Annotated in this window: 10 protein-coding genes; 6 read left to right on the plus strand and 4 right to left on the minus strand. The window is 58.7% G+C overall.

Translation table 11 applies throughout. From position 1 onward, the window contains the following. The first annotated feature begins 162 nt into the window (after positions 1-162). Positions 163-630: a hypothetical protein gene (locus IT779_RS36905; RefSeq protein WP_196154151.1), complete on the plus strand. Its 468-nt coding sequence runs from the start codon at positions 163-165 to the stop codon at positions 628-630. Between the two features lie 551 nt (positions 631-1,181). Here the strand turns inward: IT779_RS36905 and IT779_RS36910 are convergent. The 3 genes from IT779_RS36910 to IT779_RS36920 form a co-directional block, all read right to left on the minus strand. Next, positions 1,182-1,562: a hypothetical protein gene (locus tag IT779_RS36910; RefSeq protein WP_196154152.1), complete on the minus strand. Its 381-nt coding sequence runs from the start codon at positions 1,560-1,562 to the stop codon at positions 1,182-1,184. 998 nt (positions 1,563-2,560) lie between these two features. Next, the gene (locus tag IT779_RS36915) at positions 2,561-3,025 is read right to left on the minus strand and encodes a hypothetical protein (protein ID WP_196154153.1); all 465 of its coding nucleotides are present in this window, start codon (positions 3,023-3,025) and stop codon (positions 2,561-2,563) included. A 551-nt stretch (positions 3,026-3,576) separates the two neighbouring features. Further along, positions 3,577-3,834, minus strand: a complete 258-nt coding sequence (locus IT779_RS36920; RefSeq protein ID WP_196154154.1) for a hypothetical protein — start codon at positions 3,832-3,834, stop codon at positions 3,577-3,579. Between the two features lie 281 nt (positions 3,835-4,115). Between IT779_RS36920 and IT779_RS36925 the strand changes: the two genes are divergently transcribed. The 5 genes from IT779_RS36925 (at position 4,116) to IT779_RS39010 (ending at position 11,409) form a co-directional block, all read left to right on the plus strand. After that, the gene (locus tag IT779_RS36925) at positions 4,116-5,303 is read left to right on the plus strand and encodes a LuxR C-terminal-related transcriptional regulator (protein WP_196154155.1); all 1,188 of its coding nucleotides are present in this window, start codon (positions 4,116-4,118) and stop codon (positions 5,301-5,303) included. Positions 5,304-5,395: 92 nt separating this feature from the next. Further along, positions 5,396-6,988, plus strand: a complete 1,593-nt coding sequence (locus IT779_RS36930; RefSeq protein ID WP_196154156.1) for an ISL3 family transposase — start codon at positions 5,396-5,398, stop codon at positions 6,986-6,988. A 346-nt stretch (positions 6,989-7,334) separates the two neighbouring features. Beyond that, the gene (locus IT779_RS36935) at positions 7,335-7,883 is read left to right on the plus strand and encodes a helix-turn-helix domain-containing protein (protein ID WP_196154157.1); all 549 of its coding nucleotides are present in this window, start codon (positions 7,335-7,337) and stop codon (positions 7,881-7,883) included. A gap of 86 nt (positions 7,884-7,969) precedes the next feature. Continuing rightward, positions 7,970-9,676, plus strand: a complete 1,707-nt coding sequence (locus IT779_RS36940) for an ATP-dependent nuclease (protein WP_196154158.1) — start codon at positions 7,970-7,972, stop codon at positions 9,674-9,676. After that, positions 9,673-11,409 (plus strand): UvrD-helicase domain-containing protein, encoded by a 1,737-nt coding sequence (locus tag IT779_RS39010; protein ID WP_196154159.1) that lies wholly within the window; start codon positions 9,673-9,675, stop codon positions 11,407-11,409. The genes IT779_RS36940 and IT779_RS39010 overlap by 4 nt, the downstream gene beginning before the upstream one ends. Here IT779_RS39010 and IT779_RS36950 read toward each other — a convergent pair. Then, the gene (locus IT779_RS36950) at positions 11,406-11,876 is read right to left on the minus strand and encodes a recombinase family protein (protein ID WP_196154160.1); all 471 of its coding nucleotides are present in this window, start codon (positions 11,874-11,876) and stop codon (positions 11,406-11,408) included. The genes IT779_RS39010 and IT779_RS36950 overlap by 4 nt on opposite strands. Positions 11,877-12,291 lie beyond the last annotated feature (415 nt).

The following is a 12,291-nucleotide window of genomic DNA, read 5'->3' on the forward strand; positions in this document are numbered from 1 at the left end:
CGCGGATCCGGTCCTCATACATCCGAACCGCCCGAGCACGGGTCTCCTCGTCGAACTTCCGTGGTGCACCCATGAATGCAGTCTCCCTTGCTGAAACGAGAGTCTCCAACCAATCCAGGACGGTTCACCCAACGTCGCGGCGGCCCAAGACTACGGGCACTCATGGCCATTCGCGAGGCCGATGCTCAGGGAACTCTCGGTGACCACGCTGCCGCATCCAATGCGCTGAGCCGTGCCCACCGCGCCTACGAATCCGGGCGAGGCCACGATCCGGATTGGGTCTATCTGCCCCGTCCGGAGTTCGAGGGCCTGGTGGGCATCATCCAGACATCGCTCGGCGACAGCAAGGCAGCCTCCCAGAGCTTCCAGACCGCCATCGACGGATCGGCAGCCTGGCCACGCGAACGCGCTGAGTGGTACCTCCTCGAAGCCCAGAATCAGATCAGGGCAGGCGATGTCGCCAAGGGCTGCACACTGCTGAGCACCAACCTCGCTCAAATCCACGGGGTGGCGTCAACCCGGCTCCACAACAAACTGACCATGCTGGCAAGGCAGGTTACACCGCATGCCAAGGTGCCGGAGGTGCGGGAGTTCCTGGGGGCACGGGCGGAGTATCTGGCAGCGAATTAGGAACAACGGGCAGTAGCATCGGCTTTCCAGAAGCGCCGCTTCGCCCGCCGTTTCACGTTGTCTTCCGCTTCACCCTTCGCCCTGGTCACAACCAGCATCCGACCGTGTTCGTGCAACGACTGATGTGGGTATCCCGCATCTCTTCTTGGTGGACGCGGCAGCGGCAGGGCCACCTGTCCAACGGACTCCGGCATTTCGATCCCGTGGCATTCGCCATGGCGAGCATCCTCCATCACGACGCTGAGGGCGCACCGGATTCGCTCACGGGCGCAGAGTGCTGTGGTGCCCGTAAGGGCACCATCATTCGGCTTCCGCAAGTCGGCATCCAGCAAGGTGGATGGGGGTTTGTAGGTGGGGGCGATGGGGTGGCCGAGAGGGTGGGGAAGCTCTCGGGTCTGAGTCACGCACCTGAATAGATGGGCGCGCCATGACGCTGCCCTCTCCCCGAACAAGAGCCTACACAACACACAGCCCCCTCGGTGGATCCCCGAAGGGGCTGTGTGTAGTTGGCCTCGTGTCAGTATCGCCGTTCAGTCACCGCGAGACTCGTATCAGTAGGCGAGATACCGCCCCGCCGTCTTGGCGATGCTTCGGCCGTTGCGGGCGGCTGTGCCGTAGTCGCCGGTTCTGGCTCCGTTCAGCATCTTGTCCGCCTTCTGGGCCACACCGTAGACGACACCGGTTCCGGCGGTCAGCCCGCCGACGACCTCGGCGGCCTGGAGAGCGCCACCGGCCTGGTAGGCACTCACGGCGTGGGTGGCGATCGTGTGGGCCACGCCCGGTGAGTGTGCGGCGACATAGAGTCCCTTGCCGACACTGGCTGCGACTGTGGTGGCGGCATGCGACGCCGTCGCCGTCGCCGCCCCGTGAGCAGCCGACCCCGCCAAGGCCTTGAGCGCGAAGAAAATTGCAGTGGTGATCGGTTCGACCATTGTCCTGTTCCTTTCAGAGAAAACGAACCCTCGCTGAAAAATCCCTTCCGCGAAAAACATATCGACACGCGCAAGCCACATACGGCGGAGGCACGGCAATGACTACTATGCCTTTCCGGCCGTGGCTAGAGTTGACGAGAATGTGGTGGAATAGCGCGAGGCTTATCCCGCATTGTTGATCGACGTCAGGATGAGGAGGCACGACGCAGAACGCGGTACTGCGACGGCAAGGCATTGCGAACGGAATCCGGTGTTAGACCGTGCATATGCGCCTCCTTGCGAGGTGAGTGCCGAATCCATGATCGCTCGGTACCCGGGTTCCAGTGTAGAGATTGCTGGGGATGTGCGCTACCGGGATGTTGATCGAGATGTGTAACAAATCCGTTGCCGCGCAACGACCGAACGGTCCGTATGAAAATGAAGACTTGCTCGTGCTGTTCGGTTCGGTGCGGGGAGAGCGCGGGGCATGGTGGATATTGTTCGGTCGGCACGCTTACTGCGCGAAGTATCATCATCCCCTCGGCCGATAAGTCATTGATCAGGATGGAACAGGTGGTAGTTCTAGGCACCGGGTTGGAATACGCAGCGCCGCGCTGAACCAGACCTTCTACAAGTCGTTGATCCTGCGGCACGCAGTGCAGGCGGCGGGTTGTCCACCGATGAGGTTGTACACGGGGTTCCAGTCTGCCGCCACCCTCAAGAACAGTTTCATGAGCTCATTATCGTTGTGTATGGCATTGCTGACTCGAACATGTTCGGTAAGTTTCCGGCACCGTGGGCAGTACCCGCGAGTCGTTTTTCCCACATCGGTGTTGAGAAGCCGCTTTATCACCGACTTAGGAACAGTGGCCCCGATTGAAGCATCCATGGAATCGATCCCCTCATCGTATTGTTTCTACTGGTATACGAAGATTTCAGTCTGATGGCCAGCCGTTCAATCCCACTGGCGTGGTTGGACTACTCGACCAGTTGTCGAACGCGACAGCGCACCCGAGTCGCTATAGCACCTGTACGGTCTTGAATTCTGGGTTGATAGCGTTGTACGCGAGTTTGAGTACCATACCCACAGGATGCCCGCTGACGAACCTCAGCCGTTTGACGTTCTCACGTTTCCAGCGTCCGGTCTTGCAGAGAATTGCCCACGCCGCCGCGTTCATGTTGACGAACCTGGAGCAGGGCAACCGCTCACCCGATCGGTAGCGGTCATACAATTTCTCAGCGTTCGCCACGACGTCATCTGCGGACAAAGCTCCTCGCAAGTAGTCGCGGCGGTAGACCTCGACGCGATTGGAAGTCTTCAGGCTCGATAGGGAAACCTTCTCGACGACCAGGTGTCGGTCGACGCGCCGCATCGCGATGACAAGGCCATTAGCGTTCTCGATGCCATACACCCCCTCATCAGTAAATGCGTCGAAAAGGCTTATGTCCTTCGACTGTGAATAATAAAGATCACCTTTACTCATAGAGCTTCCCGCTAGTCAAAATAGATCTCGATTGCCATTCCGCTACCGAAGACGCCGCAACCCTGTGAGATAGGACGCGGCTAATCGGCCCAGTGGATATTTCGTGCATAGCTTACGTGGCGGATCATGCTCCTGTGGGTACGAAGTAGAAATCGCACCCACAGGTCTTGCAGCGCATCTTCGATCCGAGTTCACTGGCCCGGACATACTTTCGCTCTTCGCAGTCTGGGCACATGATGTGAATCGCGTTGCAACGCGGACAAACCCCTGCCTTCCGTGACTTGCGCCCGGTCAGGTTGGAGTAGGCGGACTTGGTGGAATTCCACGCCAATGCCGGTCCTCCGACGAGAACGAACCGTGGAGCGAGGAGAAACACCGACCGGATAGCAGTTGCCCCCAGTTTCCAATCGGACAAGGGTGTATCTTTCTTACATTTCAAGCATTGCATGTCTTACTCCAGGGAAGGGGCTGGGTGCAGCGCCTTTGATATGCGGTTCCGGGTAGTCAAGTAAATACGACGAATGATAGGAGACTTGTCGAGGGCGCTATGTCTAATGCGTACCGACGGCTTTGCCGTCGCACCACACGTACCCGTCATTGCTGTACCAGCAGTTCTTGTAGTCGCCATAATCCGCGTGGTAGCCCCCGTTGTCACCGAATTTCAGTCCGCCGCCTTGCGGTGCATTCTGGTGATAGGTGGGTGTCACCGGGTGTGGTTGGTCGGGTTCGGGTTCGGTGGCCTTCGTGATCAGCCACAACGCGACCAGCACTGCCACGGCGCCGATGGCGAGCTTGTACTTCATCTCCACGGCTGTTCCTCGAAATCTCGCAATGTTGCCAATAGTTGGAACCTCGGCTCTGTTGGATGACTGGTTGCTCCCCTCCAGCGACCGATCGTCTACTGCCCAGGGTCCGTTCTGGAACCCTGTGGCGTGAGCCTTTGTCCGGTGGCTCGATGCGTTGTGAGTACGCTGCCAAAACCCCAGCCCCCCCAGGCTATGTGGCGTCCTCTCGCTACAGGACCGACGCTGCGGAGTCCTGATCCCAACGTAGGACCGATCGGTTACGGGAACCATCCCAACAAGTTGGGATGCCCGCGTACGATCAGCCCATGAGTAGGCCCATAGGGGAGGCGCGCTCAGCAGCCGCTCGTCGTCGCACGCAAACGCTGCTGCACCACTTCAACGACCAAGTCCGCCAGTCCACTTCATCACCGTCACCCCATGTGGCGCTGGATGTGCTGACTGTCGCTGCCGAGTCGTTGGTACGTGCCGTTCCGGCCGATATCTGGTGTGCGGTGCTGCTGGATCCGACGACTCTGCTCGACACCGGCGGCCAGCACGAACACGGGTTCCCGCAGCACGTGATGCCGCGGCTGTTCGAGATCGAACACGCCCAGCAGATCGGTGCCACGAACCTGCGCAATCTGGCACGTGGCAAAAACCAAGCCAGCCTGCTGAGTTCGGTGATCGCGAGCGGCGACAGTGAGGACGTCTACTACAACGACATCCTGCGTCCACTCGGCCAAGCAGACGAGATGCGCGTCCTCGTACGAGACCGGGGGCGCTGCTGGGGCTTGCTCGTGATGACCCGGCAATCGCCGTTCACCCCTGAGGAACTGCACCTCGCCGAGAAGCTGAGTACCCCCGCCGCACAAGAACTCCGCCGTGCGCTACTGGTCGGCGGCATCGACAACAACGACGTCCCCGACGCTCCAGGCTGGATGGTCATCGACGCGGATGGCCAGTTGACCCGGTGCTCACCGACCGCCCGACACTGGCTCGCTCTGATACAGGAACACGGGGCTCTCACCGCCAACCACGGCCCGCTCACCGTGCAGGCGATCGCCGCTCACGCACGCACAACCACCACCTCGGGTGCCCCGATCCGAGCCCGCGTCCGCAGTCAAGGCGGACACTGGCTCACCGTCCATGCCTCCCCACCACACCACGCCGACGACGGAGCCTCGGAGACCCATGTCTCCATCGGGCTCAGCCAGCCGGGAGAACTCATCGGCATCGTTCTCGACGCCTACGGACTGACTCCACGTGAACGCGAGATCACTCAACTCATCCTGCGAGGCCGCTCCACCAAAGAGATCCGAGATACACTCCAGATCACTGCCGCCACCATACAAGACCACCTCAAGAACATCTTCGAACGCACCGGCGTCAACAGCCGACGCAACCTCGTCGAAGAAGTCTTCATCCGCCACTACCTGCCATACCTGGCAGACGAACCAGTGCTCACCACCGATGGACGAATGAGGCCACGTTGAGCACGATGTGCCCGATAGGGCTCTGTCACACATTAGGTGACGGGCAGGGGGCGATTGTGTTGGAGCAGTGGAGATTCCGGTAGAACCTCAGCGTGGTCGGTGATGGTGCGGTGGAGGCGTTGCGGCAGGTGTTGTTGCCGCACTTGGTGGGTGTGCGGGTGGTCGGTGTGGACGGGGTCGGGTCGAAGGTCCTGGTGGACGCGGTGACCGAGGAGGATCCGCGGCCGTGTCCGGTGTGTGGTGTGGTCTCGGTCCGGGTTCACAGTCGCTATCGTCGTGTGGTCGCTGACCTGACCGTCGCGGGTCGGTCGGCGGAATTGCGGTTGCGGGGCCGGAAGTTGTTCTGCGACAACGCCGGGTGTGGACGGCGGATCTTCGCCGAGCAGGTACCCGGGCTGACCGCGCGCTACCAGCGTCGCAGTATCGCGTTGGGTGAGGTCCTGCGACGGTGCGCGCTGGCGTTGGGCGGCAGAACCGCGGCGCGGTTGTGTGCGGGGATCGTGGGTGTGGTGAGCAGGATGACGCTGCTGCGGATCATCCGCGCGCTCCCCATGCCGGATGTCGGTGCGCTGACCGTGATCGGTGTCGACGAGTTCGCGTTCCGCAAAGGCCGCAGGTACGGCACGATCCTGGTCGACATGGCCACCCGCAGGCCGGTGGACCTGTTGCCCGAAGCCAGTGCCGAGGCGTTGGCGGCGTGGCTGGTCGAGCATCCGGGTACCGAGGTGATCTGCCGCGACCGCGCCGGTTACTTCGCCGAGGGCGCTCGCCGCGGCGCGCCCGAGGCGACCAACGTCGCCGACAGGTGGCATCTACTCGCCAATCTGACCGCTGCGGGGGAGCGAGTACTGGGCCGCAAAAGATCCTGCCTGAAGGACAAGGAACCGGACCGGGTCGACGCGGCGCCGCAGCCACCCGTCGATCCGCCGGACGCCTTCTTTCATGGAACCTTGGCGCTACGGATCACCCGACAACACCCACAGATCCGACACATGCTGGAGCAAGGGCGAACGATCAGCGCGATCGCGCGGGAATTGCACCTGGACCGCAAGACCGTGCGCCGCTACGCGCGCACCGACCTCGACGATCTCTTGCGCTCCGGGGTGCGTCGCGCGAGCTTGATCGACCCGTTCGTCTCGCACCTGCGACGCAGGTGGGGCGAGGGCTGTGACAACGCTACGGTCCTGTACTCCGAGATCGTGGCGCTGGGGTTCGGTGGCAGTGTCCAGACGGTGCGCCGCCAACTCCAGCACTGGCGGGTCGCTGGTGTGCCTGTCGAGGCGCCCGTTGTGATCACCCCGCGCAAGGTGGCCGGTTGGATCATGGGTCGACCCGACGAACTCGACGACGACGAACGCGATCGACTGCGCGCGATCACCGAACGCTGCGAGGAGATCGCCGTCACCACCCAGCTCGCGGCCGAGTTCGCTATGATTCTGCGGCAGCTACGAGGAGACGAACTCTCCGACTGGGCACAACGCGCCGAAGCCTGCGGTGTTCGTGAGATCAGCGCGTTCGCGATCACGCTGCGTCGGGACTGGGACGCGGTGGTCGCCGGATTGTCTCTGTCCTACAGCAATGGCCCTACCGAGGGAAATGTCAATCGGCTCAAAACGATCAAGCGAGCCATGTACGGCCGAGCCGGATTCGACCTCCTACGCCGACGAGTCCTCGCCACCACATAACGACCGCAACGCCTCTACCGCACCATCACCGACCACGCTGAGGTTCTACCGGAATCTCCACTGCTCCAACACAATCGCCCCCTACCCGTCACCTAACGTGTGACAGAGCCAAAATCAGCGAGCGCCGTCAACCGTCCCCGACGACCAGAAGACCCCACTGTTCGCCGAACTCCATGAAGCCAACCGCATCCACCAACACCGCACAACCACAGCAGGAACGGGCACCACGGCCAGCACACACGGCCAGTACACCGATCCCGGCACCGAACAGGGCACACACAGCCACGACAGCCGCACCAGGACCAGACACGACAAGAGCCCCCGCGATGCGGAGGCCCTGCCGAACATGGGAATAGCCAATTTGTTTTCTTCCGGTGTCGCGCCCGAACCATCTCTTGCCGACGTTTTGTCGGTCAATGATTCGAGTACGGCACTTATGGTGGGCCTCATAAGAAAATACTCAAACCAGGACACCCTAACCCGGTTCAGTCAAGCCGTTGAGCAGGCCAAGGCCAACCGACGCAAGCCCGGCAAGAAACCCCAGGTCACGCCCACATTCAAGGTCACACGTCGCCTGTCGGCAGACACCATTGCCGAACTGGTCGAAGCCTATCGCCGGGGCACATCCACCCTCGAACTCCAAAAGCGCTACCACCTCGGCAAGGGAACCGTTCTCAAGCTCCTGGCAGATCAAGGCGTCCCGATGCGCCAGCAACAGCACCTCACCGAATCCCAGATCGACAAGGCCGTCGAGCAGTACCAAGCCGGTGACTCTCTCGCCACCGTCGCAAAGCAGGTTGGCAGCACGGCCACTACGGTTCGCCGGGTGCTGAACGAGCGCGGTGTAGCGATGCGGCCTAGCGGAGGCGGTCGACGTAGACGAACTGGTCGCTAGTACAAAGTTCACTACAGCGGATCTCGTCAGTACTTCTTACGATTGCTCAGCTGTTACTGGTCAGTTACAAGCTAAGATACCCCGGCATGAGGCTGAGCCGATTCACTGTGTCGAACTTTCGCAACCTCCGCACACTGGACATCACGTTGGATGGTGGCGCGGTCGTAGTCGGGGAGAATAGCAGCGGCAAGAGTAATTTGCTATATGCGCTCAGACTCGTTCTTGATCCTGGCATGTCGGGACAGCAGCGGACATTGACGAACGAAGACTTCTCAGAATCCCTGGGGAGTGAACCAATGGCAAACGGTCATATCATCTCGATTTCTGTCGAAATTGATCACTTCGATACTGATGCTGGTCTACTCGCGACTCTCAGGGATGCGTTGATATCTGGAAGTCCTATGAAGGCTAGGCTCACGTACCAGTTCCGTCCTCGGCAGAATACCAACTCTCAGAGCGCGCCAGTATATGAATGGATAATCTACGGCGGCGATGACGAGAACCAGAGAATCGGTGGAGAACTTCGTAACTATCTTTATCACGAGCATATGCACGCGCTCCGAGATGTGCGGAGCGATCTAGCATCTTGGCGACGCTCTCCGCTTCGCCCGGTTCTGGAAGAAATTTCACGTACGGCGACTGCCACCGATTTGGATCGCGTGAAGATTGCTCTGGAAGATGCGAATTCCGCAATACGCAATTTGCCAGGGGTGAAGGACGCGGGAGTTGACATTGCTGGGCATAGTCAACTGCTTGTCGGCCCGATACACAGCCTTGATCCTACGTTGGATATTACTCCAGCTGATCCGGCGCGCACCCTCCGTTCATTGCAACTGTTCATAGACGGCGCTTCTCAGCGCTCATTGGGGAGTGCAAGTCTTGGTTCACTCAATGTCTTGTATCTGGCTCTGCTTCAGCTGAAGATTGAGAGACTGCTGGATAATCGTGAAATTGAACATGCACTGATTACGATAGAAGAACCGGAAGCGCACCTGCATGTTCACCTGCAACGACGTACGTTTGAGGGCCTTTTGCGGAGTGATAGCGATAAACGGAGCACTATCGTTACGACACATAGTCCGCATATCGTTTCAGTAGTGAATCCAAAAAGTTTGGTAATTCTTCGGAATGCTAACATTGAGACCGAAGCCTTCGCTGCTGCGACTGCTGATCTTTCGAAGACTGAGTGGGACGATTTGGGTCGCTACCTGGATGCCACTAGGTCCGAACTGGTTTTCGCGCGTCGAGTTCTACTCGTCGAGGGATTCGCGGAGCAGGTATTGGCTGCAAGCCTTGCGGACGCAAATATCAACTTTGACGAGCATGGTGTAACAGTGTGCGCTATCCATGGAACCCATTTCCTCTCCTACATAAAGTTCTTGCGAGCGATTGGGACCCCATATGCGGTGATTACTGACGGGGACCCGTCGGCCGGGACTGGAAAGACAGGTGCTGACCGCGCTCGTAAAATCGCGGTTGCGCTCGGAGAAGACCCAAATCTTCCCGAGAGTTTTGGCGTCTTCTATGGAGTTGAGACACTCGAAGCCGATTTGTATGACACCAGTGACAACAACGCTACTGCAATGATGGATGCATTGCTCTCATTTAAGTGGAGCGCTGCCAAGGCCAAAGGATTCAGAGACAGTCGTGATAGTGGCAACCTGCGCGGTTCAGACTTTGTCGGATACGTAAAAAAGATGAAGGGTAGATTTGCTCAACGGCTCACGGCGCAATGTCCGAGACTTGATGCACCCGAATATGTTACCCGAGCATTGAGTCACCTTATACCGTGAGCGCGTATGAGAAAGCAGTCGCGGAGCTTGCCAAAAATAACAAGCAGTGGGAAGCGTTTGAGTCGAATGGGCATTGTGCGGTACTTGCTCCCCCTGGGAGCGGCAAGACGAAACTGTTGACTACCAAATTGGCCCGCCATCTTCTCAGCGGCGACATACGCTCGCCACAGGGAGTAGCTTGTATCACGATGACCAACGATGCCGCGTTCGAACTCCGAAGGCGGCTGGCAGGGCTAGGGGTTCATTCGCAGGCTACTATATTTATTGGAACAGTGCATTCCTTTGCGTTAGGAAGAATAATTCGGCCATTCGCTAAAGCGGCTGGAAATAGCCATCTCGCGGAGAGTCGATTCGCAACAGCTTCTGAATCAGATGAGGTCTTTGAGGAAGCGTTTGGTCGAAGCACCTTTCTTCCATATGAGCGCACTACTGTGCGTACGACTGCAAACAAAGTGCGTCAACGGCTCGACTATTCTGGCGATATACGGTTGGGCGGTCCGCGAATTGCGCAGCTTGCTTTGGAAATAGACCGTATTTTGGACGAACGATGCCTATACGAATATAGCGATGTCATCCGACATGCAGTCAACTTGGTTGAGGATTATGACTGGGTTCGCAGAGTGCTATCGGCATCATATTCAAGGATATTCGTGGACGAGTATCAAGATCTAGCTCCTGGCCTAGACCGGATTGTTCGCGGAATCACTCTGGGGCCAGAGACGAAATCTACCCTTTTTGCTGTGGGTGATCCCGATCAGGCGATATATGGTTTTTCGGGTGCTCGCCCCGAGCTTTTGCGTCATCTGGCGATTGAGATCAATTCGATTCAGTTGGAGCGTAACTATAGGAGTGGAACCGGAATAATCGCGACGGCGCTCAAAGCGCTGGGCGAGACGAGGTCGGTGATCTCCGATAAACCCGGTGGAAGTGTTGAGATTCATCCGGCCCCTGGTGGAGTGGTGGCTCAAACTCGAAATGTAATGAAGCTGGTTGAAGATGAGGCCAGCAGAGGGACTGCATACGACCAGATAGCTGTTCTTAGCCCTTGGGGCGCAGATCGAGACGAAATTGTCAAGCACTTGCGAAGTAAGGGAATTCCCGCATTTTCGCGCTCTGACGATGACTGGAAGCCTGCTCCGGTCACCATTCTGCTTGAAAGTATGGCTGCTTGGTCGGTAGATTCGGACGCCAATGAAGTTGCGTCGAGACTACGTGAACTAGATTCAGTCTTGCGAGGTCGGAGCGACCATTCGATACGCCGCGACGTCGTGCAACTTATGCTGGAATATCCCAGGTCTTCGTCCGCTTCCGAGTTTGTCAACCGATTTTGTGAAATCACTCTTGGTAACGTGTCCACACAACCTGACACCGAGGATGCGCGAGAGCTGCAAAGAATGAGGATTGCGCTATCTTCAGGGGGTACTGCCGCCCATATGACACGCGCAGGCTTGGGGGCCAGAGCACGTACGCCCGGCCATGTATATGTATCGACCGTCCACGCCGCGAAAGGACTTGAGTTTGACTGCGTTGTATTGGCGGGCGCGGATAATGGCGGTTTGCCTGGGTTCGATCCTTCTGATGACGAGATCGCGGAAGCGAGGAGAAAATTCTACGTAACAATAACGCGAGCACGGGAACGTGTGTATATTGTATACACTGATGTACGGATTTCGAAACGCGGAAAGCCGTACCCTGTTACGCCGAGTCCCTTCCTGTACGAGTTGGGGATTTAGTTGTTCTGATCATCGGTTGGTCGATGCAAAATAGGTCTAGATACGGCCTCGTAGAAGCTGACTTTAACCCCGAGACGCTCAAAGTGTTCATGCAGATTGACATGATGAGTGGGGTGGCGTGCGAAACGTTCTTGGCGGGGGAAGATCGCATAGCGAATGTCTGGGTGCTTTCGTATGTAGTCGAGCATCTTGCGGAGTTGTGGCCGGTAGTGCAGGGCGGTGGCGGGTACGCCGATTTCTATGAACTCCTTGATGATTCCGACGCCAAGGGCACTGGCGGTTAGGAGGCCGTATTCGCGTTGCCGCTTGATTGCCATCGGTTCGGCTTGAACCTCACTGGTGTTGTTTGGTGCATGGGCCATTGAAAGGAATAACACCGCAGTGATGAAGGTGGCGTCTGGATTGTGGTCTATACGGTGACTTATGATTGCCTCTCCGCTATCGCGCTGCGGTTCGGTGAGATCCATGATGCTCGGCGACCGCGGGCGAGGCTGGTGCGGGCTGGGCAGTATCGGCATTCCTTGCGCGCGGAATAGGGAACTGGGTCGATCGCCCGGCCCTCGCGTCTCGGTGCTTCTACTCCGATTTGCGCTAGGCGGGCGGTCACGACGGTGGCGTCGACCGCGAACAGTGTTGCCAAAGTGGTGATGTCGCGTATTCCAGTAGTCCAGGCGTCAGCGAGTGCTACGGAGGGAACAAGGAGGAGTCCGGCGAAGTGCCGTGCGGCGCGTTCGGCCTGGCAGGCAGTGGTGTGACCTGACTTCGGACAGATGTTGATCTTGGGAGTGTTCGCGGCCGGGTGATCAGCGGGTTCGCTGTCGCCGGGGGCCTGAGTTTGCGCACTAACTCGATCTTCGTAGGGTGGGCCGGGTGGCCTACGTG

It is taken from the genome of Nocardia bovistercoris (genome assembly GCF_015674855.1).
In the GTDB taxonomy this organism is placed as follows: Bacteria; Actinomycetota; Actinomycetes; order Mycobacteriales; family Mycobacteriaceae; genus Nocardia; species Nocardia bovistercoris.

Bases quoted from the DNA above. Each gene is read 5' to 3' on its own strand.
- IT779_RS36915 (WP_196154153.1), bottom strand. From the start codon at position 3,025: ATGAGTAAAGGTGATCTTTATTATTCACAGTCGAAGGACATAAGCCTT.
- IT779_RS36925 (WP_196154155.1), top strand. From the start codon at position 4,116: ATGCCCGCGTACGATCAGCCCATGAGTAGGCCCATAGGGGAGGCGCGC.
- IT779_RS36940 (WP_196154158.1), top strand. From the start codon at position 7,970: ATGAGGCTGAGCCGATTCACTGTGTCGAACTTTCGCAACCTCCGCACA.
- IT779_RS36910 (WP_196154152.1), bottom strand. From the start codon at position 1,562: ATGGTCGAACCGATCACCACTGCAATTTTCTTCGCGCTCAAGGCCTTG.
- IT779_RS36935 (WP_196154157.1), top strand. From the start codon at position 7,335: ATGGGAATAGCCAATTTGTTTTCTTCCGGTGTCGCGCCCGAACCATCT.
- IT779_RS36905 (WP_196154151.1), top strand. From the start codon at position 163: ATGGCCATTCGCGAGGCCGATGCTCAGGGAACTCTCGGTGACCACGCT.
- IT779_RS36950 (WP_196154160.1), bottom strand. From the start codon at position 11,876: ATGGATCTCACCGAACCGCAGCGCGATAGCGGAGAGGCAATCATAAGT.